Origin of the sequence: Paraburkholderia sp. FT54 (genome assembly GCF_031585635.1) — a bacterium.
Taxonomy (GTDB): Bacteria; Pseudomonadota; Gammaproteobacteria; order Burkholderiales; family Burkholderiaceae; genus Paraburkholderia.
The window spans coordinates 828,198-849,599 of sequence record NZ_CP134197.1 but is presented as its reverse complement, the minus strand read 5'-3'; the positions used below and the strand labels follow the sequence as shown (position 1 = coordinate 849,599).

22 protein-coding genes are annotated in these 21,402 nt (G+C 62.2%); 6 read left to right on the top strand and 16 right to left on the bottom strand.

Annotated features, from left to right (window positions below; genetic code table 11):
• Positions 1-102: 102 nt before the first annotated feature.
• Together RI103_RS36595 and RI103_RS36590 are read left to right on the top strand one after the other, a co-directional pair.
• Positions 103-240, top strand: a complete 138-nt coding sequence (locus tag RI103_RS36595) for a DUF3563 family protein (protein WP_310818932.1) — start codon at positions 103-105, stop codon at positions 238-240.
• 152 nt (positions 241-392) lie between these two features.
• Positions 393-1,199 carry an alpha/beta hydrolase gene (locus RI103_RS36590; protein WP_310818931.1) on the top strand — a complete coding sequence of 269 codons (807 nt, stop codon included), beginning with the start codon at positions 393-395 and terminating at the stop codon, positions 1,197-1,199.
• Positions 1,200-1,491: 292 nt separating this feature from the next.
• Here RI103_RS36590 and choW read toward each other — a convergent pair whose 3' ends face one another.
• The 14 genes from choW to RI103_RS36520 form a co-directional block, all read right to left on the bottom strand.
• A complete protein-coding gene (choW, locus tag RI103_RS36585) occupies positions 1,492-2,394 on the bottom strand; it encodes a choline ABC transporter permease subunit (protein WP_310818930.1) in 903 nt (300 codons plus the stop codon).
• Positions 2,387-3,556: a glycine betaine/L-proline ABC transporter ATP-binding protein gene (locus RI103_RS36580; RefSeq protein WP_310818929.1), complete on the bottom strand. Its 1,170-nt coding sequence runs from the start codon at positions 3,554-3,556 to the stop codon at positions 2,387-2,389. The genes choW and RI103_RS36580 overlap by 8 nt, the downstream gene beginning before the upstream one ends.
• A gap of 307 nt (positions 3,557-3,863) precedes the next feature.
• A complete protein-coding gene (locus RI103_RS36575) occupies positions 3,864-4,742 on the bottom strand; it encodes a glycine betaine ABC transporter substrate-binding protein (RefSeq protein WP_310818928.1) in 879 nt (292 codons plus the stop codon).
• 390 nt (positions 4,743-5,132) lie between these two features.
• Entirely contained in the window at positions 5,133-5,291 is a 159-nt protein-coding gene (locus tag RI103_RS36570; protein ID WP_310818927.1) for a hypothetical protein, read from the bottom strand.
• Positions 5,292-5,631: 340 nt separating this feature from the next.
• The gene (locus RI103_RS36565; protein ID WP_310818926.1) at positions 5,632-6,963 is read right to left on the bottom strand and encodes a type II toxin-antitoxin system HipA family toxin; all 1,332 of its coding nucleotides are present in this window, start codon (positions 6,961-6,963) and stop codon (positions 5,632-5,634) included.
• Between the two features lie 2 nt (positions 6,964-6,965).
• The gene (locus tag RI103_RS36560) at positions 6,966-7,418 is read right to left on the bottom strand and encodes a helix-turn-helix transcriptional regulator (protein WP_310818925.1); all 453 of its coding nucleotides are present in this window, start codon (positions 7,416-7,418) and stop codon (positions 6,966-6,968) included.
• Between the two features lie 351 nt (positions 7,419-7,769).
• Positions 7,770-8,312, bottom strand: coding sequence for an MOSC domain-containing protein (locus tag RI103_RS36555; protein WP_310818923.1), 543 nt, complete (start codon positions 8,310-8,312; stop codon positions 7,770-7,772).
• Positions 8,313-8,515: 203 nt separating this feature from the next.
• On the bottom strand, positions 8,516-9,955 hold the full coding sequence (gene hydA / locus RI103_RS36550) for a dihydropyrimidinase (RefSeq protein WP_310818922.1): 1,440 nt from the start codon (positions 9,953-9,955) through the stop codon (positions 8,516-8,518).
• 1 nt (position 9,956) lies between these two features.
• Positions 9,957-10,682, bottom strand: coding sequence for an aspartate/glutamate racemase family protein (locus tag RI103_RS36545; protein WP_310818921.1), 726 nt, complete (start codon positions 10,680-10,682; stop codon positions 9,957-9,959).
• Entirely contained in the window at positions 10,679-12,118 is a 1,440-nt protein-coding gene (locus RI103_RS36540) for an amidohydrolase family protein (RefSeq protein WP_310818920.1), read from the bottom strand. The genes RI103_RS36545 and RI103_RS36540 overlap by 4 nt, the downstream gene beginning before the upstream one ends.
• A gap of 30 nt (positions 12,119-12,148) precedes the next feature.
• Entirely contained in the window at positions 12,149-13,126 is a 978-nt protein-coding gene (locus RI103_RS36535; protein ID WP_310818919.1) for an NAD(P)-dependent oxidoreductase, read from the bottom strand.
• Position 13,127: 1 nt separating this feature from the next.
• Complete coding sequence (locus tag RI103_RS36530) at positions 13,128-13,898, bottom strand: ABC transporter ATP-binding protein (RefSeq protein ID WP_310818918.1); 771 nt, start codon at positions 13,896-13,898, stop codon at positions 13,128-13,130.
• Positions 13,899-13,902: 4 nt separating this feature from the next.
• Positions 13,903-14,724, bottom strand: coding sequence for an ABC transporter permease (locus tag RI103_RS36525; protein ID WP_310818916.1), 822 nt, complete (start codon positions 14,722-14,724; stop codon positions 13,903-13,905).
• A 13-nt stretch (positions 14,725-14,737) separates the two neighbouring features.
• Positions 14,738-15,778, bottom strand: a complete 1,041-nt coding sequence (locus RI103_RS36520; protein WP_310818915.1) for an ABC transporter substrate-binding protein — start codon at positions 15,776-15,778, stop codon at positions 14,738-14,740.
• 364 nt (positions 15,779-16,142) lie between these two features.
• Between RI103_RS36520 and RI103_RS36515 the strand changes: the two genes are divergently transcribed.
• Positions 16,143-16,871, top strand: coding sequence for a GntR family transcriptional regulator (locus RI103_RS36515; protein ID WP_310818914.1), 729 nt, complete (start codon positions 16,143-16,145; stop codon positions 16,869-16,871).
• A gap of 62 nt (positions 16,872-16,933) precedes the next feature.
• Complete coding sequence (locus tag RI103_RS36510; protein ID WP_310818913.1) at positions 16,934-17,677, top strand: aspartate/glutamate racemase family protein; 744 nt, start codon at positions 16,934-16,936, stop codon at positions 17,675-17,677.
• A 133-nt stretch (positions 17,678-17,810) separates the two neighbouring features.
• On the opposite strand, the gene RI103_RS36505 is transcribed toward RI103_RS36510, so the two are convergent.
• Positions 17,811-18,455 (bottom strand): flagellar biosynthesis protein, encoded by a 645-nt coding sequence (locus tag RI103_RS36505; protein ID WP_310818912.1) that lies wholly within the window; start codon positions 18,453-18,455, stop codon positions 17,811-17,813.
• Positions 18,456-19,227: 772 nt separating this feature from the next.
• Between RI103_RS36505 and RI103_RS36500 the strand changes: the two genes are divergently transcribed.
• Complete coding sequence (locus tag RI103_RS36500; protein WP_409077050.1) at positions 19,228-19,683, top strand: MaoC family dehydratase; 456 nt, start codon at positions 19,228-19,230, stop codon at positions 19,681-19,683.
• A gap of 186 nt (positions 19,684-19,869) precedes the next feature.
• Complete coding sequence (locus RI103_RS36495; RefSeq protein WP_310818911.1) at positions 19,870-20,760, top strand: NAD(P)-dependent oxidoreductase; 891 nt, start codon at positions 19,870-19,872, stop codon at positions 20,758-20,760.
• A gap of 22 nt (positions 20,761-20,782) precedes the next feature.
• Here RI103_RS36495 and RI103_RS36490 read toward each other — a convergent pair whose 3' ends face one another.
• Positions 20,783-21,376 carry a TetR/AcrR family transcriptional regulator gene (locus RI103_RS36490; protein ID WP_310818910.1) on the bottom strand — a complete coding sequence of 198 codons (594 nt, stop codon included), beginning with the start codon at positions 21,374-21,376 and terminating at the stop codon, positions 20,783-20,785.
• Positions 21,377-21,402: the final 26 nt, after the last annotated feature.

Below are 21,402 nucleotides of genomic sequence, written 5' to 3'. Positions count from 1 at the left end.
CATCAAACCCGGATGCCCCGCACAGGATGCACGCCTGGAACCTACGTATCGGGCCCGTTCGTGACGATACGCAATCGATCAGGTCACCGTCTGGAGGACATCATGTTCATCTATCTTTTCCTGCTGCTGAGAAAGGCACTCGAGCGCGCTGAACACAGCCGTCGAGACGCGTACCTCGCGTCTGCCGTCGACATGGGCGAACTCGAACGCCGCATGCATGCGATGGACATTGACGGCTGAGCGACAAACCCACGCGCCCTCTACTGCACAGTCTGGACGCCGGATCATGCACGCCGGCGTCCCGATCATAGCCAGCTGCCCGCACCGCGCCGATAGTGGAGACTTCCGCCGTCCGGCACCGGTGTGCCCAACTCCTGAGTTTCATGAACGACATGAATAGCACTCTCGCATCGCAAGCCTTCGCATCCGCAACGTCGGTGATCGCGCTGCATTGCTCCGGTTCAGGAGCGGCGCAATGGCGCAAGCTCGGCGAGGCGCTTAGCCCGCGCCACGCGTTCGTCGCGCCCGAGCACTACGGCTGCGATAGCACGGGCCCGTGGAGCGGCGAGCGCGCGTTCACGCTAGCCGACGAGGCGGCGAGGACCATCGGCATCATCGACGCCTCGTGCGGCAAGGTGCATCTCGTCGGTCATTCGTATGGCGGCGGCGTGGCGTTGCGCGCGGCCGTCGAACGGCCGGAGCGCATTGCGAGCCTGACGCTCTACGAGCCCTCGGCGTTTCATCTGCTGAAGGCAATGGGCGCGCACGGTGCGCACGCGCTCGCGGAAATCATCGCGATCTCGAAGCGCACCGCCGATGGCGTGAGCTGTGGCGACTATCGGGGCGCGGCGGCTTCATTCGTCGACTACTGGGGCGGCCGGGGCGCATGGGAAGCGCTGCGGCCAGCGGTGCAGGCAGCGCTCACGCGTTGGGCGCCGAAGGCGCCGCTCGACTTTCGCGCGCTGCTCGACGAACGTACGCCCGCAAGCGCGTACACGGGCCTGCGTGTCCCGGCGCTGATCATGCGCGGCCAGCACGCGCCCGTGCCGACGCGCGCGATCGCCGACCGCCTGCCGATGCTGCTGCCCGCGGCGCGTCTTGCGATCGTCGAGGGTGCGGGACACATGGGGCCGCTCACGCACGCCGACAGTGTCAACGCGATGATCGTGCGGCATATCGCCGACGCGGATGCGGCGTAATCGGCGGGCTTCAGTGTGCAACGGGGTTTCTTCCGTCGAATAACGGCCGCTTCCGACGCAGCTGATGCGCTCTACCTGTCAGGCAGCGTGCGGCCCGATCTCGTCTTGCGCTTCTTCTCCAGTCGGTCCAACAGCCGGCTCACAAATTGAAAATTGCTGCTGGATCGAACGATGGTAGCAAGCCGTGTTGGACACCGTTATTACATGTTTATGTTGTGACCTCGCGGTGGTGTCCGAGGCGTCGTTCCGAACGATTTCAACTCGAGCGATACCTGTGCGGCTCGCTAGCTGTTCAACCCTGTGCGACCTGTCGCTCCCGTCGTATGCGCATCACACTGCGCAGGCCTGCGAAGGGTCGCGCGCTTGCCGCGCCGGGGGAGCGGCCGAAGCTCTCGGTAATACGGTCCAGAATGATCGCCAGCAGCACCACCGACAAGCCGCTTTCGAAGCCGAGGCCGATATCCAGACGCTGGATGCTCGCGAGCACGTCGTTGCCGAGACCACCTGCGCCGACCATCGACGCGATAATTACCATCGACAGCGCCAGCATGATCGTCTGGTTCACGCCCTGCATGATCGACGGCAGCGCGTTGGGACACTGCACCTTGTAAAGCAGTTGCCACGTCGTGCAGCCAAATGCCTGGCCCGCTTCGACGATCTCGCGATTCACATGGCGGATGCCGAGGCTCGTCAGGCGCACGGCGGGCGGCATGGCGAAGATCACCGTGGACAGGATGCCCGGCACACGGCCAAGGCCGAACAGCATCGCGGCCGGGATCAGGTACACGAACGCCGGCATCGTCTGCATCACGTCGAGAATGGGCCGCACGACCATTGCGACTTTCTCGCTCCTGGCGGTCCAGATGCCGAGCGGGATGCCGAACAGCAGGCTGATCAACGTCGACGACAACGTGAGACCCAGCGTCACGACCGTCTGGTCCCAGAAGCCGGTTGCGTAGATCAGCCATAGCGACAGCGCGGCAAAAATCGCGAACCGCCAGCCGACCCGCCAGAAACCGATACCGATGAAAAACGCCATCAGCGTCCACATGGGAAAAGCCTGCAGGCTGTGCTCGACAAGCGCGGCAAAGCTCTCGATGACCTTGCCGATCGAATCGAACGCGGCGGCGTCGTGATCGAGCAGATAGTGAACCGATCGATCGACCCAACGGCCAAGCGGAATGATCTCAGACATGGGAACCTCGATTGCGCGTAAGTACCTTTAGAACGATGGCCCGGTCGACCGATCCGCAGTAGCGGTCTTCATCGTCGACCACGGGCAGCGCGGTCGCGTTCGCGCACACGCGCGGCACCAGCTGGTCGAGCGGCGTGCCGCGGGAAATGCATTCGATCTTGCGAAGCGACGGCGACGCGTTGCCGATCGCGTCGCGCGTCACGAAGCCGCGAATTCGCCGCTCGGCGTCGAGCACGAATGCGTAGTCGGCGCTGCCGTTGAGTGTCGCCGCGACCGTCGACGCATCCAGGTTACGCAGGAGCGGCACGCCGTTGGTCTGCATCAGATCGGCCGCGGTCAGATAGCGGCTCGTGTCGATGCCTTCGAAGAACGCGCGCACGTAGTCGTCCGCCGGGTTGCTGATGATCTCCTGAGGCGTGCCGATTTGCACGACGCAACCGCCTTCCATGATCGCGATGCGGTTGCCGATGCGCAGGGCCTCTTCGAGATCGTGCGACACGAACATGATCGTGCGCCGCTGATTCCTCTGCAGTTCGAGCAAGACGTTCTGCATTTCCTTGCGCTTGAGCGGATCGAGTGCGGAGAACGCCTCATCCATGATCATCAGCGAAGGATTGACCGCCAGCGCGCGCGCGAGGCCGACGCGCTGCTGCATGCCGCCCGACAGTTCCGCTGGCAGCTTGTGCGCGAACGCGGCGAGCCCCACCTGCTCGAGCATGTCAAGCGCACGCTTTTCGCGCTGCTTGCGGCTCATGCCGCCCACCTCGAGGCCGAATGCGGCATTTGACAGCACCGTGCGCTGCGGCATCAATGCGAATGACTGGAACACCATGCTCATGTCGGTGCGCCGCAGCGACGTGAGTTCGGAGCGGCGCAGGGCGGCGATGTCGCGGCCGTCGATGATGACCTTGCCCGCTGTCGGCTCGACGAGCCGGTTGATCAGACGGATCAACGTGGATTTGCCGGAACCGGACAAGCCCATCAATACGAAGATCTCGCCCTTCTGAACGTCGAACGACACGTTGTGAACGCCGACGATCTGGCCGGTCTTCGCAAAAATTTCGTCCTTGGTTGCGCCGCGAGCGAGCAAGTCCACCGCTGCGGCGGGATTGTTTCCGAAAACCTTGCAGAGGCCTTCGACCACGATTTTTGGGGAATCCATTGAATTCATGTCCTTGTGGTGCAGGCGCCGGCCTGCACATTGTTGCCTCCGTGGCTTTTCGTACTTGCCGTGCAAAAGAGGGCGGTAGTCGCGCGCAGAACGGCCTTCAGCAAGGCTCGGCAGTTCGGCGGCTTTCGCGCAATTGGTGACAGCACAAGCGATTGATCAAACGGGATCTTTGGATCAAACCACTGTGATTGGAACAGGACGTACGTCTACCCCTGTCAGCGCGAAGGCGAGAAACGCGTAAAAGGAGCAGGTGGGTCTCGCCGCCGACATCAGATGGGAACTGCGAAACCAGAAAGCGTCATTTCGTCCCGGCGACCCAGCCATCCACGCGATCCGCGTGCGCCGCGATCCACGCATCGGCCGCGGCCGTAGGCTTGCTGCCGTTCTCGGTCGCCAGCATCACGCTATCGATCTCACCGGGTTTCCACTGGAATTTCTTAAGGAATGCAACCACGGGCGCGGCCTTCGTCTCGAGCTGCGGATTGATCACGTTATCAACATGCTCGGCGCCGCCAAATACCTTCTTGGGATCGTCCAGAAATTTGAGCTTCCACCTGGCAAACATCCAGTGCGGCGCCCAGCCAGTCACAACAACCGGCTTGCCCGCATTCATCTGCCGAGCGAGTTCCGCCGTCATCGTGCTGCCCGAGCTCGGCATCAACGTCAGACTGAGGTTATATGCCTTGATGGCGTCGTCGGCTTTCTTCATCACGCCCGCACCTGCATCAATCCCCACGATCCGACCATTGAAATCCGCTTTGTGCGCTTCGAGATCGGCAACGCTGTTCTCAGGCACGCTGGCCGGCACGACCAAACCGATCTTCGCATCCTCGAAATTGGTGCCGACGTCGGTCACCTTCGCTTTGAACTGGTCCCAGTAAGCGCCATGTGTCGCCGGCAGCCACGCTGACAGCGTCGCATCGAGATCGCCCCGCGCGACGCCCTGCCACATGACCCCTGCTGCCACTGGCACGAGTTGAACCGGATAGCCCAGTCGCTTCTCTATGATGCGTGCGGCCACATTCGACGTTGCGACGCTGTCGTCCCAGCCTTCGACATAGCCAATCTTGATTGATGGTTTGGTGTCCGCTGTTGCAGTGACGGCTGTACTCATCGTCACAATCATCGCGGCGCCCAAAGCACTGCACAACAACAGTTTTTTGAAATCCTTCTTCATTGATTTCCTTTACTTGTCAACTATAAGGATAAAAGCGCTCGCTGGGCCGTGATCGCGCTGTCATGACGCCTTCGCGGAAGACGGCTGAGTTCCGCGATGCAAAAGCCCTGCTCGGATGGAACGCGATCAGATGCGCTGCGGGTGGCGGCGAGTCGAGCACCAATTCTGCCCGGCCGCGAGCGGTGTCCGATGTTCAACGAAGGCGAAACGGAGCACCAACGCTCCAGCCGCGCAAACGACCGGTGTCGCATTTCCGTCGGAGTGGGTCCACTATCGCAACATCCGGGTGTTTCGCAGCGGCGCGCGCCGCGATCGGCTCTGTCACCGGGCCGGATACGCGTGTCCAGTGATAGGGGATGTGCGCGTCGTCAAGGATTGCATAGGTCGATTTCAACGCGCTCGGCATCGCTTGTTTCTGCTGCAGGCGCGAGGCACCGTGGCGATGGAGTGCAGACATTCGGCATTGCTCAGCGGCTCGAGGACTTCCGCCAGCTTGCCGCCGGCCATGCAGCGCTCGACAAAGAGAAAGACCACGCGGCGCGCTTTCATGATGAACGACCCGGTTCTGCAAACGTAACATGTCATTGCCCTTCGATATCGTTTGCATGCTTTCATTTCAACAAAAGCGGCATCAAGGCGCCGAAAAGAAATCCGGTTCGACGCATAAAAATGCCATCAACGCGGCTCGGAGGCGGCAACTTTACGGCTCGCGGCGACCTGGACCCTTGCGCTTGTGACGCTTGACGCACGGGGTGTCATTCTGGCGGGACTTCGTGGGATGCGTCGCGGCCGTCGAGCAAGGATGATCGATGGCAAGTCGAAGATATTTCCTCTGGACGGAGCGAAGCGGTATTGGGATGCTGGTCGACGAACCTGTCCTTCAATCGGTCTACTGAGCGGCGAGCTTCGCGCTTTGCTGCCGCAGGCCGTTAAAGATCTTGTCTGACACGTCCTTCGGAAATGTGGCCGGCAACAGCGCCTCTACCTCTGCGATAGCACCCTCCGTCATATCAACCAGAGTAGTGATCATCTCTTCGACGTCCGCAGGGGCCAGCGTGACTCGTTGCCCCTGCGCAATCCAGTGGCGATGCCGGATATCGTTGATCAGGTAATGAGCGTTCTTGCCACGTACCGCCATTGCCAGTTTTACCCGACGCGCAGGAAACAGGTTCGCTCCGTTTCCAATGATTGGGTGTGCGGAGAGAACGTCATAGATCGGAGTGGCCTCATAGCGATTGGACTTCAGGTGTGCGATGCTGAAATTCTTCGCGTGGCCGTCGGTGGCTGCGAGCATCCAGAACACGATCTGCGTCATGAAGAAATCGCGCTGATCGATGGTGGCCCGCTCTGAACCGGCCAGGACTTCCATGACCTTCTGGATTCCAGGTCCACCATCTGACTCATATTTGGCCGTCGCGGGCGTCCCGGTGGCCTGGCACATGTCCTCCTGGGGCAGCCGCAGGATCCATGAACCGTCGCTCGCGTACCTGCGATCGAATCGCTCGACGACGAGCACTTTCTGGTCCTCGAAGGTTGCCATGTCGCAATTGGCGATGGGTAAGCCATACGCGGCGACGATTTTTGAGCACAGCCATTCGTTCTCTACCGACGTGCGCATGTCGGCGCGCATGTTTCCGACCAGCCCAAGCGGTAGCTTCAGGATATGCGTGGTCGGAGTGCTGCCTTCCGGGATGGCCCACTGGTCGTCGTGCCGCAGAAGCGCGGTCTTTTCCTGCGCGCCTGCGATGGACAGGCGTAGGTCGTCGATGGGCTCATGCTGGCCCAGCACAGGCGGGGCCGTTATTTCCCGCAGCAGCCGCGCGATTTCCGCCTCATTGAGGGGACGCCCGCTGATCCGCTCAAGATCCACCGGGGTTTCGTCCGGAGGCAGCATTTGGATAGCGCCTACGCAGTCCCGGCCCAGCTTGGCCAGCAACTCGAAAGGCGACGTGCCGCCAGTTTTGTAGCGCCCCGCGATGCGTTCGCGGATAGCCTTGCTGTCTGGCAACAGGTTGTCGAAATAGTCCGAGACTACCTTGCCCCGATAGGGCTGATTGCCGGCCGTAAAAGGCAGCGAGAGCGACAGGGGACGTCCCTGTTCGTCTGCTGTCCAATCTTCGAAGTAGGTGAGTTTCTCCCCGTCGCGCGTGGTCTCCCAAGTGCCTACGGGCAACCCGTTCATCCAGAGGGTCAGGCTTTTGGCGTGTGCGCGGCGGGCCATTGTTACCAGTCCTCCCGCTTTCTGGGGGCAGCGGCCGTTGGCGCCGCTCGCTTGCGTGCGACCGGTTTCGGCGAGTCTTGCCCGCTACCACGCGTCGGTTTAGCGGCAGCCTTCCGGGCGCTCGCCGTCTTCGCTGCCGTGGTCGTCGCGCGCTTTTTTACCACGCTCTGCTTCACCGCGACCGGCGATTCCACCGTCCGCGGGCGCCCGGGCTGGCGGTCTTCGAGATTCGCCGAGCCCGACGCCTGGGCCAGAACGATATCGACCTTGAGCACCTTCAAAATATGGAATAGCCGATCCATGCTCGCGGATTCGGGCTTTGCCTCGAGCTGGGCGTAGGTCTGCTGGGTGACGCCCAAACGGCTCGCCATCTGGGCCTGCGTGAGGCCGGCGGCCTTGCGGAAGCCGACGAGAAGCGGCCGCAACTGGAGAGGGGTTTTAACGGGGTAGTCCACGGGCGACCTCGGCTAGTCGTAAAAAACAGTAATCAGCCTGTAAATGACGAAAACAGTATATATGCTGTTTTTGCCCAATACAAGAAATAGGCTGTAAATGACAAATACAGCAAATATACTGTTAAATTACCTTGTCGGATGCGCGCTGATCAAGTCAGGTTTACACCTTGAGAAGGGACAGGGCGGATGTCACTGTTGGCGCGCTGGCCCAGCTGGATCATGATGGTATCTGGGCCGCGCGCATGTGGTGGGTGCTGCGTGCGTTTGGACACGCACAGGTGGCTGTGCTCGACGGTGGCCTTGAGCAGTCGGCTGTACGCATAAACCTGGCGCAAGAGGTCTGGAAACCAGCTACACCATTTCAAGGTCTCGATATGGCGGTGGCGGCATCTTGACGGTGATGCCGTCGCCAGGGCTGACCGGTCCCGCCGTGGTCACGACACCCATCACGCCGGCCTTTCGCAAGAGCTTTCCTTCCGGCGAACGACCAAGAACGGCTGACAGGAGACCTGCCTGGAACTGATCTATTTGCGCGCACGGGTTTCTCAGGCCAGTGAGCGTGACGACCGAATGCTCGCCGATATGTAATTCTGTACCCACGGGCAACGAGAGAAGATCAAGCCCGCGCGTCGTGATGTTTTCGCCGAGATCACCGGGTACGACGCTAAAAGCCTTTTCCAATAACTCGTCGAATAATTCACCGTGCATGAGATGCACCTGGCGCAGATTGGGTTGCGAGGGATCTCGTGCGACACGCGAGCGGTGTTTAACCGTGGCGCCACAGTGGGCATCGCCTTCAACACCCAACCCTTTCAGCAACATGATCTGCCAAACGGATTGTTTGGAAAACGTGTGGGAGGCATTGACGTGAACCGCAATGACTTTTCCGTCCATGATCGAGTGACCTTCAACGATTTGGCGTGGTGACAATGGCATGCCGCAGACACAAGACGATGGCATCATAGTCAAAGTGGCGGTCATTGAACAACCGGTCGATGTCTTTCAGATGACTCATTGCGGGTCCACGCTCGTCAAAATCCGAGGGTAGTGCCGGCTCATCCGGTTCGCACCGGAACCCTCACACGCTCTCAACGAAACTACAGCGGCAGTTCGGTCTTCCGGCGGCGCGGCTTGGCCGGATCGGGCCGTGCGCACGGCAGGAATTCGCCGCGTCCGGCATCGCCGCACGGCTTTTCGCCGTCCCACACCACGTCGCCGCGCGACATCGTCAACGCGGGCCACGCGCTCAGATGCATGCCCTCATACGGCGTGTAATCGACGTTGTGATGCAGCTTCGCGTTTTCCACATGGAAAGTGCGGCTCTCGTCCCAGATGACGAGGTCGGCGTCCGCGCCAATCGCAATGCTGCCCTTGCGCGGATAGAGACCGTAGAGCTTCGCCGCGTTGGTCGAGGTCAGCGCGACGAAGCTTTGCGGCGTGATGCGGCCGGTGCGCACGCCTTCGGACCACAGCAAAGCCATGCGCGTCTCCACGCCGGGAATACCGTTGGCGATCTGGTCGAACGAGACAGCTTCGCCATGCGCTTTCTTGCCATCCGGACCATCGTAGCGGAACGGCGCGTGATCGGACGAGAACACTTCGAACGCGCCGTTTTCAAGCCCGTCCCAAATCACCTGCTGGTTGGCCTTGTCGCGCGGCGGCGGGCTGCAGATGCACTTCGCGCCTTCGAAGCTGTCGTCGCAGCCGAGCGAATCCGCGGTCAGAAAGAGATACTGCGGGCAGGTTTCGCCGTACACCTTGAGACCATGGCTTTGTGCCCAGCGGATCTGCTCGACCGCCTCGCGGCCCGACACGTGCACGATCAGGATCGGCACGTCCACCAGTTCGGCGAACGCGATCGCCCGATGCGTCGCCTCGCGTTCCACCAGCATGGGCCGTGACGTCGCGTGATAGCGTGGCGCGGTATGACCGGCGGCGAGCAGCCGCTCGGTCAGCCACGCGATGCAGTCTGCGTTCTCCGCATGGATCATCACCATCGCGCCCTCGCTGCGCGCGACCGAGAGCGTGTCGAGCATTTCGCGATCGCTCAGCTTGAGCGCGTCGTAGGTCATGTAGATCTTGAACGACGTGTAGCCTTCGGCGATCAACGCGGGCAACTCGTCGCGCAGAATCTCCGGCGTCGGGTCGGTGACGATCAGGTGGAACGCGTAGTCGATCACGGGCTTCCTGTTCGCGCGGCGATGGTAGTCGTCGATCGCTTCGCGCAGCGTGTGGCCTTTCTGCTGGCACGCGAACGGAATCACGGTCGTGGTGCCGCCGCAGGCCGCGGACGTGGTGCCGGAGAGAAAGTCGTCGGCCATGATCGAGCCGTCGCCGGTGGGCTGATCGAAGTGAACGTGGCTGTCGACGCCGCCGGGCGTCACGTGCCGTCCAGCCGCGTCGATTTCGCGCGCGCCGGCTTCGAGCTGCAGGCCGAGCGCGACGATGCGGCCATCGCGAATGCCGATGTCGCTGGTGAAGATGTCCGCGGCCGTGACCACGCGGGCGTTGCGAATGACGGTATCGAAGATTTGCATGTCAAATTTCCTGAACGAGCCGGCCCCAGCCGGCGATGCGGCGTGTATCGACGCCGCAGCGGCGCAGCATGTCCCATACGACGGTGGTGACGGTGTCGAACACCGGCACGCCGTGTCGCGCTTCCCAGTGCGCAACGCGGTGCGCGGCGTAAAGATTGGTGCAGAAGGTCGTCACCGCTTGCGCGCCGCGGGCCACCACGTCGGCCACTTGACGGTCGAGCGTCGCTTCGTCGACCAGCGCAAAAGAGAAGTTATCCTGAAGATCGAGATGGCTTTCGCGGCTCGCATCGATACCGAGCGCGGCGTAGTTCGCGACAATCTTCTGCTGCACGTCTGCGAGATACGGCGAGACGAGGCCGAGCCGGCGAATGCCGAACGCCTCCAGCGCGCGATTGAGCGCGAGCACCGACGTGCTGGCGGGAATGCCCGTCGTCTCCGTGATCGCGGCGCACAGCGCTTCGTCCTGATCGAAGCCGAGCCAGCCGGCGGACGTGCCGCTCCAGCCAATCATGTCGACATGCGCATCGGCGAGCAGGCGCGCGGCATCGAGAATGCGTTCGCGCTGGAACTGGCCGAGCGCGTCGGGACTGAGCGCGATCTGCGTGACGGAAAAACGCGCGAAATGCACGCTGACTTCTGGCAGCCCGGCTATCAGCGCCTGCGTCAGCGGTTCGAGAGAAGTATTGGATGAGGGCGTCAGAATGCCCAGACGGATGCGTCGGCTCATGAACGGATAGTGGAAACGGAGGGATAAGGACGAAGCGGACTCGGGCAGCGCCGCCAGACGGCATCGACGGCGCGTTGAGCGTCGGCGCGGATCTGGTGTTCGTCGACACAGAGCGCGCGGCCTTGCTCGATCACGAGCCGGCCGTCGACGATCACACTTTCCACGTCCGAGCCGGTGGCGTTGTGCACGAGATTGCCGAGCGGATCGATGCTCGGCGTGAGATGCGGTTGGCGAAAATCGATGATTGCCAGATCGGCGATCCGGCCGACCTCGAGTGTGCCGAGACGCGCGCCCCAGCCGAGCGCGGCGGCGCCATGGCGCGTGGCCATCGCGAACACGTCGGACGGTTGCCAGTCGTTGCCCACCGCGCCGGCTTGCAGACGGCCCATCGCGAGCGCCCAGCGCATCACTTCGATCATGTCGCCGTGCATGGTGTCGGTGGCGAGGCACAGCGGCGCGCCGGCGTCGAGCAGGCGCCGCGTCGGTGCGATACGCCCGGACATCGCGTTGCCGAGCGGAATGTGCACCACGTGTGCCCCGCTTCGGCCCAGACGCGCGATGTCGGCGTCGTCGACATGAATGCAGTGGCCTGCGAGCAGCCGGCCGTCGAGCAGGCCGATTTCGTCGAGCAATTGCACCGGCGATCGCCCATGCTGCTGACGGACCCAGTCGACTTCATCCGTGCTTTGCGCGAGGTGCGTGCTGATTGGCAGATCGTGACGGCGGGCGAGCGTGGCGATGTCTTCGAGCAGCGCGACTGAACAGGTGTCCGGCGCATGCGCGGTGAGGTGTGCCTGGATGCGGCCGTTCGCCTGACCGGCCCAGCGCGCGATGAACGCGTCGGCACGTTCCAGCTGGCGCTCGCCGCGGGCGCGGTCAAAGCGCCGTTCGCCAGCCAGCACCGAGGCGAAATCCACGTCCGCGAGCCGCTGGCTGGCGAACACCCGCACGCCGGTCTGCGCGATACCCGCGACGGTCGCCTCGGCATGCACGAAGCTGTCCGCCAGCGTCGTGCAGCCGGCGCGCAACGCTTCGAGCGCGCCGAGCCGCGACAGCGCGAGGGCTTCTTCAGCGTCGAGCCACGACGCTTGCGGCAAGCCCGGCGTATAGGACGGCGCGAAGCCGCAATCCGGCGCCACGCCACGCACAAAGTTCAGACCCGCGTGATAGTGCGCGTTGACGAATCCCGGCGTCACAACGCGTCCCGGCAGCGATAGCGTGCGTGTCGCTGCGGGCCGCGCGTCGCCGATATAGGCGATGTGCGCGCCACGAATGCCGAGTTGCGCCGCGCGCGCCGAGCCGTCGGCGAAAATCAGCGTCGCGTCCGCGATCAACAGATCGAGCGGGCCGTTCGAGACCGGCGCGGCGCCAGTTTCGATGCATACGTTGCCGGCCATGTTCAGGCTTGCGGCCGAATCGGGTGAGGGTAGGGTCATGACGTGGTTCGACGATCGCGTGACATGCGTTCACGCGCCATGCGCGGTTATCCAGTGATGGAAATCGGCTTCCGCCGCGGCGAGATCGAACCGTGGCGCAAAGCCGGTATCGGCGACCAGCCGCGTGTTGTCCATCGACGCGCGGTCGTAATCGGCGAAGTAATCGATATTCGGCGCCTCGTCATGTTGCGCAATGCGCCACGTGAACGCGGGATAGCGCAGCGCGAGCCGTTCGCACAGGTCGGCGACGCTCCACTCGAAACCCGCGCCGAGGTTGTAGACGGAGTGAGGCCAGTGCGGCGCGTCGAGCAGGGCGAGCAGCGCCGAGACCGCATCGCGCACGTAGAGCCAGTCGCGGCGGCCGGCGCGTGGCAGCACGGCGGTTTCACCCCGGCGCGCTTTCGAGAGCACCTGCAGCGGCGCACTCAAGGTGTCGCGCACGCCCGAGTCGGCTTCCCACGGGCCGAAGCACGTGCCGAGCCGTCCGATCACGAGCGGCACGCCGTGCAACGCGCAAAGACGCGATGCGGCGTCTTCGACGGCGCGCTTGGAGATGCCGTAGAGGCCTTCGGGCAGTAGCGGCGTGATGTCTTCGACGAGCCGGTGCGGCGCGCGGCCGCTCAGTCCGTACGCCGAGCCGGAACTGCCGTGCAGAATGCGTTCGACACCCGCATCGGCGGCCGCGGCAATAGCGGCGAGCACACCGCCGACGTTTACCTCGAAGATGGTCTGAGGCATTTGCCGCTCGCGCCGCGCATCCGCGGTGATCGCGGCCAGCGTGACGAGCCGCGATGGCCGATGCGTGCGCATTGCCTCGCGCAACGCGTTGCCATCGCGCACGTCGCCGGTCAGCGCAACGAAACGGCCTGGCAGCGCGGCAAATGACTGCAACGCTTGCGCGCGCGGCGCGCTGCGGTCGAAACCGATGACCGTCTCGCCGTCGGCGAGCAGGCGCTCGACCAGCGCGAGACCGACGAAACCGCTGCTGCCCGTGATGAACGTGGTCATCTCAGGCCGGCTCCATCACCGCTTCCGGGCGCAGCAGCGAGAGGATATGGCGCTTGTAGTCGTTGAATTCGGCGCTGGTCGGGTCGCGCGGCCGGTCGAGTGAGATCGGCAGCAGTTCGCGAATGCGGCCCGGACGCGCCGACATCACCGCGACATGCGTGCCGAGCGCAAGCGATTCGTCGATGCCGTGCGTGACGAACACGATCGTGCTGCGACTCTCGCGCCAGATGCGGATCAGCTCGGCATGCATGTCCATCTTGGTCTGCTCGTCGAGCGCGCCGAACGGCTCGTCCATCAGAATCACTTCCGGGTTCATGAGCAGCGCGCGCGCAATGCCCACGCGCTGGTTCATACCGCCGGAGAGCTCGCTCGGGAAGTGATTTTCGAAACCCCTGAGACCGACCATCTCGATGAAGCGCTGCGCCCGCTCGCGGCGTTCCGGTTTGGGGACGTTACGCATCTTCAGATGAAACGCGACGTTCTCCCACACCGGCAGCCACGGCATCAGGTTGGCCTGCTGGAACACCACGCCGCGGTCCGCGCCCGGCGCGGTGACGATCGAGCCACCGACGCTCACCGTGCCCGACGAAGGACTGTCGAAACCAGCGATCATGTTCAGCAGCGTGGACTTGCCGCAGCCGCTCGGGCCAAGCAGACAAAGAAAGTCGTTGCGCTCGACCTTGAGGCTCACGTTGTCGAGCGCGGTGACCACCTGTTTGCGCTTGGTGTCTTCGAACGTGCGCGAGACGCTATCGATTGTGATGAGGGCCATGCTGTCAACCTTCCCTTGCTTGCAGAGTGGAACCGCGTTGCCAGCGCAGAATGCGCCCGGCGATGCGCTTGATCATGTAGTCGCTCAGGAAACCGAGCAGACCGATGCTCACCATCGACGCGATCACGATGTCGTAGCGCAGGAAGTAATACGAATCCCACAGTACGTAGCCCACGCCGCTCTTTACCGCGACCATCTCGGCCGTCACTGTCAGCATCCACGCGGAACCGATCGCGATGCGCAGCCCCGAGAAGATGCTCGGCAACGCAGCGGGAAACACGATGTGACGCAGCAACATCGACGACGTGCCGCCCGTCATCGCGCCGGCGCGCAGCAGGTTGCGGTCGCAAGTCTTCACGCCGTGAATCGTGCTGAGCAGCACCGGGAAGAACGACCCCATGAAGACGAGAAAGATCGCCGGCTTGTTGGCGATGCCGAACCAGATGATCGCGAGCGGAATCCACGAGACGGGCGGTACGGGGCGCAACGTCTGCAGTGTCGGCTCGATCAGCGATTCGATCGAGCGGGACCAGCCGATTGCCATGCCAATGGCGACACCCAGCACCGTGGCGATCCCAAAGCCCGCGAACACGCGCGCGGAACTGGCCGCGATATCGAAGAGCCAGTGGCCGGAGTAGGTCTGTGTGTTGCCGTCGGTGCTGAAAATCCAGTCGGCCCAGGCGAGCACGACCTGCGACGGCGCCGGCAGCAGCGCGGCCGGCAAGATGCCGGAGCGGGAGAACGCCTCCCAGCCGGCCAGCAGCAGCACCGGCACGATGCCGCGCTCGATCCGCTTGTAGAAACGCGAGGAAAACAGGGTTGACATGGCGCGGTCCGGATCAGTAACCGAGTTCGGTCTTGGGTTTGCCGGTCACCTTCTCGAGGAAGCTGTAGTCGAGGTTCTTCTGCACGGCATCGCTGACATCCGAGTTCACGTACTTCAGGTCGTGCATCATTTTTGCGATCGATACAGCGGAGGCGCGATACATCTTGTAGTCCGGATAGAGATTGTCGACCGCGCCGGTGGCGATGTTCTTGTCGAGGCCCGTCACTTTCTGGATCGTATCGACGAAGAGCGGCTTGTTGGCGGCCATCATGTCGTCCACCTTGACGATCGAGCGCACGGTTTCCAGCACGCCTTGCGGATTGCTCTCGATGACATCCGGACGCGTGACGATCAGGTTGGTCAGCTTGCCGGCCGCCTGGTCATACGGAAACGCGAAGAACTTGGCCGCCTTGACCTCGCGGATCTGCGTGGCAAACGGCTCGACCGAAGTGATCAGCTCGACTTCGCCGCGGCGCAATGCCTGGACGTGGTCCGACGGATTCGGAATGTTGACGAACTGCACATCCTTGTTGATGTCGATGCCGTGCATGAGGAACGCGCCGCGCATGTGAATGTCCTGCGCGTTGCCGCGCGAGGCCGCCACGCGGAACGGCTTGCCGTCCTTCTTGTATTGCATGATCAGTTTCTTCAGGCCGTCCCAGTCGCCCGGCTGCACCGGCAAGTTGTTGGCGATCAACACCTGCGAACCGCCGTTGATCTGGCCGGAGATGGCGACCATCTTGAAGCCCTTGTCGAGCGCCGTGACATAGTGCAGATAGGTGACCTGCGCGACGTCAATGCTCTTCGAGAGCAACGCGGTCAGCACGTCGTTGGCCGTGTTGAACGAGGTCGTCGTGAGTTTGACGCCGGTGGCGTACTGCGGCGTCAGCGACAATGGCGTGCAGTGCGCGCACTTGGCGTAGCCGAGGTTGATCGGATCGGCATCCTTGGCGTGGCCGAGCGTCGGCGTGAGCGCGGCGGCAACCACGAGGGGCGCGAGCAGCACGCGGGCGGCGCGCTTCAGGGCGGCGAGAGACGGGCGGATAAATCGCATCAGAGAAGCTCCGTTATTGTCACAAAATGAACTGCGTTTGTGACAAACAAAGCAACAGACGTGCCAGTAGATTGTCAGGACGTCTCCCGCGACTTTGAGCGGTATCCTTGTGCATAGCTCAAGTCCGCGTGTGTCGGCGCTGTGGGTACTGCGAGACAATGGGCGCAATCGGTATCGTCCGCCGGCCGGCTTGCGGCACTGTTCTGCTACGCCCGCACACACGGCACCGTTCGGGTGCCTTTTAAATATGCGAGCGGTGCCGATGTGCGCCAATGGTGCAAATTCGCGCAATTCCAATTATTTTTGTCACAATCTATAATTGCTTTGACACAAAAGCCCCGTTGGTCAGCCGAGGAAACCCAGCGTGTTAACCGACAAAGAATCCCGCCGCCCGCGTAAGGCGCGGCCGGCCGCCCAGATCCTGGATGCGGAAGACAACTCCGATACGATCTACGAGCGCATCCTGACCGCCGTGATGGAGCACCGGCTCATTCCGGGCACCAAACTCGTCGAGGAAAAGCTCGCCGCCGTGTTCAAGGTGAACCGCACGCGAATCCGCAAGGTGCTGGCGCGGCTCACGCACGAAGGCATCGTTACCACTATCCCGAATCGCGGGGCGTTCATCGCTAGCCCGTCGGTGCAGGACGCGCGCCATATCTTCCAGGCGCGGCGCATTCTGGAGCCGGCGCTGGTCCGCAGCCTGGTCGAACGCGGCAGCGCCGAAGATTTCCGGCGACTCCATGCGCACGTCGCCAAGGAGCGCGCCGCGCGCGAGAAGGGTGACAAGCACGCGGTGATTCGCCTCTCAGGTGAATTTCATCTGCTGATCGCCGAGATGGTGGCAAGCCCGCCGCTCACCAAACTGATGCGCGAACTCGCGTCGCTGACCTGCCTCATCATCTTGCTGTTCGATTCGCCGAACGTGCCGGCCTGCCCGAACCATGAGCACACGGAAATCGTCGGGCTGATGGAGAAGGGCGAACTGGAGGCGGCGATCGCGGCGGCGGTCGGACACCTCGATCACATCGAGGCGACGCTTGATCTGTCGTTGCCTGAAGACACTGAGGTCGATCTGAACGCCATCTTCGGATGAACGCGTATCGGCCTCGCTTTTAAACATGGCAATTGCGCCATCGCACCTGATCGGAACCGTGAATGAAACTACTGATCGTCAACCCGAACATCTCGTCGAGCGTCACCGATCTGATTGAAGCTGAAGCGCGTCGTGTCGCTTTAGCCGATACACAGATCGAAATGGCGACGGCGGCGAGCGGCGTCGCCTACATTGAAACCCGTTTCGAGGCGCTGCTGGGCGCGCACGCGGTGGCGAACATTGCCGGCGAGCGCAAGGGCGAATACGACGCGCTGCTGGTGGCGGCGTTCGGCGATCCCGGCCTGCTCGAGTTGCGTGAAGTGCTCGACGTGCCGGTTGTCGGCATGACCGAAGCGGCGTTGATGACCGCCGCCCAACTCGGTCAGCGGATCGGCATCATTGCGATTTCGCGACGCATCACGGCCTGGTATCGCGAATGCGTGGACCGTTACGGCATGCTCGGCCGGCTGGCGGGCATCCGTCATCTCGACCGGCCGCTTCGCGATCCCGGTACGGTTCAGGAAGATCATGGCGCGCACCTGGTCGAACTGAGTCATCGCGCGGTGGAGGAAGATGGCGCCGACGTGCTGATTCTCGCCGGCGCGCCGCTAGCGGGATTGGCGCGCAGCGTGGCGGACCAGCTGCCGGTGCCGGTGATCGATGGCGTATCGAGCGGAGTATGCCAGGCGCAAGCGTTGACCCGGCTCGCCACGGCGCGCGCGCAGGCTGGCAGTTTCGCGAAGTTGCCGGCAAAGCCCAATGCAGGGCTATCAGGTGGCCTGGCCGCATTGCTGTTACGTGAATGAGAGACGCTGGGGCGTGAATTCCAGTTGGAATTCATGCGTCAATGTCGAGCGTAATTTCCCCGGAAGTATCGAAGTAAAAATCGCCGCCCTATGTATCTTCACGACGAGCCGCGTAATTCGCTACTGGAGGGAGTTACTTGCCGCTTACCAGATCCTTTGTCTGCAGGGTAATCGCTGACAGGCCTTTTTCCACAATCTCCCGCCAGTCGCCGGAAGCCACGACCTGCTTGGATTCGCTAACGCGAGTCTTGATGGTCTGAGCACCATGAAGAGCGCCGACATCGCCGGACACATGCAGTTCTGATTTATGGTTGGTTGTAACGGACCAGAAGCCGGGCTGGAACCAGGCCCAAAAATCGATTACTTGTGCAGTCACCGGAGCGGCGGTGGCAAAGTTGGGATCGCCTTGCTTCACAATGATGTAACCCGCCTGCTGAAAGCCAGTAGCCAGCGCGCTTTCAACGAGGCCGGAGACCGTCTTGCCTTCAGGAAGCACCACATCGCCGAGTGCCTTGCCGTAACCGTTTCTCTTCCGACCGATCGCGCGAGTTTTCGACGCATCGCTGGAATCTTCATCAGGATCCAGTGACGCCATGTCGGCGCTAGGGGGCGCGACGGTAAAAGTGCGTTTGTCCTGGACGGAATCAATGCGCACGTACTTCCCCGTCGCAGGGTTTGCGCCTTGAGGCGCGGCGACGTCGACAGTTCCTCTGCCCACCGCGCATCCGGCGAGTATGGACACAGCGACGCTATAGATGGCGATTCGACCCAACAGCATGATTGGCTTACTCCTGGTTGATTATTCTGGTCGCGAGGCCAAACGTTCGACGACGTCCCACGAAAGAATGCATGCGCTCGAACTCATCCTGCGCGATCCGAAGCATCGCTGCCAGCGCCGAGACGACGATTCATTTTGGTCTAGTGTCTTTTGTTGAGAACTCGCGGAGTACGCGTTGACTCAACGTCATTTGGAATAACGGCCGGTTGTTGGAAATCTGAAGGTCGTTATCGGGGCGGGGATTGCTGTGATAGCTTGTGGGACTTCGGCCGGAGCAGTCGCCGCTTTACTATCAAGCTAAACCAGTCCCGCGATACGGATCTGAGCGATTCAGATCGCTCGGGACATCGAAATAACATATTGCAAGACCCGCCTGCACCGGTGTCCGATGCGCAGATCGAATCGGCGGTCGCGAGCGCCGCACGAGATAGCGATTGATGCCTGACTCGATATCTTCTATGCGCCGCTTCAACTTTGCGCTGGTGAAATTGTGGTCCCGATTGTTGACCGCCTGACTTGGCGATGGTTTCGAAGTCCAGCGTCAACCGGTCAGTGAACCGCTTCTGTTCCCGATTTCTCGCTTGACAAAGTAACAGACCTGTCCGTACTATAAAAATTAGTTACAGGTTAGTTACTTTGCGATGAGCAACCATGCGGGCGATCGAGACAGAGACTTTCTCAGGCTGTCCCAAGACATCATCAATGTCGAAAGCGGTGCGGGGAAGACATTGGGCTCGTGCGCGAAACCATTGCATAAGGCTGGGACCGAATCATGAATCAGTTGAACGAGCGCTATCTGGAAGATTTCTCAGTCGGGCAGATGTTCGGCTCAGGGCGGCTGCGCATCGACAAGGAGCGGGTCCTTGCGTTCGCTGCCGAGTTCGATCCACAGCCCTTTCACCTCGATGAGTCGGCGGCGCGTCGCTCGATTTTCGGTGGACTGGCTGCCAGCGGCTGGCACACCGCCGCCGTGACGATGCGGTTGATGATTGAGACCGAACTCAAGCCGGCTGGCGGCTTCGTCGGCGCTGGGCTCGACGAGTGCCGCTGGCCTCGGCCAGTGCGTCCCGGTGATGTGTTGCGCGTCGAGTGCGAGGTGATTGAGGTGCGGCCGTCAAAGTCCCGTCCGGAGCAGGGTGTGATCAAGCTCCGAACGACTACGCTGAACCAGAACGACGAGGCCGTGCTGGTGCACGTCGTGAACATGGTCGTGCCGCGCCGTCAATAACCTTCGTGTTGACACCGCAAAGCGGGACTGCGGGAGAAGAATGCTCATGATGGAAATTGCGGAGGTCACGCAGGAAAAGTCGATCATGTACTGCCTTCCTATCCGCACGCTCCGCATTCGAAACCAGTTCCTTGTATTGGCGGCAACGTATCCGACCGTGTGGCCTCAAGCGCCAACCGCGTTGGGATGGAGGTGACAATGGACATCGGCTTCATCGGCTTAGGTGTCATGGGACAGCCCATGGCGCTCAATCTGGCCCGTGCGGGTACACAACTCATTGTGTGGAACCGTTCCGCTGACAGGAGTGACCCCTTGCGAGCGGCGGGCGCAACCGTCGCGACAAATCCTGCCGAGATATTTAAACGGACCCGCGTGGTATTCATGATGCTGGTCGATGGCGACGCAGTCGACGCCGTTCTCGGCCGTGGCACATCGCAGTTCAGCGCGAACGTTGCGCACCACACGATCGTCCACATGGGCACGACTTCGCCCGACTACTCTCGCGGACTCGAAGCCGACATTCGCAACGCCGGCGGCAGCTACGTGGAAGCGCCCGTTTCGGGCTCGCGCAAGCCCGCCGAGGCGGGCCAGCTCGTGGCGATGCTGGCGGGCGAAGACGCGGCCGTAGAAAGCATCCGCCGTCTGCTCGAGCCAATGTGCCATCAGGCGATTGTGTGCGGCCCGGTTCCGAGTGGGCTTCTCATGAAGCTCGCGGTGAACCTGTTTCTGATGACCACCGTCACCGGCCTTGCGGAAGCGGCCCATTTTGCCGAGCGGCATAGTCTGGACATGCAGCAGTTCCGCGTCATCGTGGACGCCGGTCAGATGGCGAGCGACATCTCACGCGCGAAAATTCTCAAACTGGTGACGCGTGACTTCGATGTCCAGGGGGCGATCACCAATGTGCTGGAAGTCAACCGATTGATTGCGGAAGCGGCGAGGGAAGCCGGGGTCGCGTCGCCGCTATTGGATGTCTGCTATGCGCTATTCGGTGAGACGCTGGCGCTGGGGCACGGACAGTCCGACATCGCAGCCGTCGTCCACGCACTCGAGGCAAGAACCGATTCCGGCAATTGATCGCGTTCGTGATCGCGTTCGATTAGGCCAACAATTTCGTGGCGGCATCAATGAGGTCGCCTCTCAGATCACCCGAGTCCGCTATCAGTCCAGTGACATATGCGCCGTTGATCAGCAGCGCAATCTGCGACGCGGTACGGTTGGGATCACTAGCGCCCAGCCTGGCAACGATCGTGGCGAGCCTCGCGCGCATTTCGTCCTTGTTGTCTCGGGCGATAACCCGGCCAGGATGGGTGTCGTCGGGAAACTCCGCCACCAGGTTAAGAAAGGGGCAGCCACGAAAAGCGGGGTGCGCAACCCGCTTCGCGATTCCAGATAGCAACGCGTCCAGCAAAGCGCGCGGGTCCGCGGCGTGCTTCTTTTCAACGTCATCCCACCAGGCCCAGAACAACCGATCCTTCTCGGCGGCGAAAGCAGAGATCAAAGCGTCCTTGGAGTCGAATACGCGATAGAGGCTCGTCTTCGACACCCCGGATCGCTCAACGACCGTGTCGACGCCGATGGCACGAATGCCCTCGCGGTAGAACAGGTCGCTAGCCGTCGCGAGGATGCGCTCGCGCGCACTCATTTCGCCCTTTGGCGGGGCTCCCCGCCGGGGTCGGGCTCCTGCCTTCATATCCGCAAACTCCTTTGAATCGAATT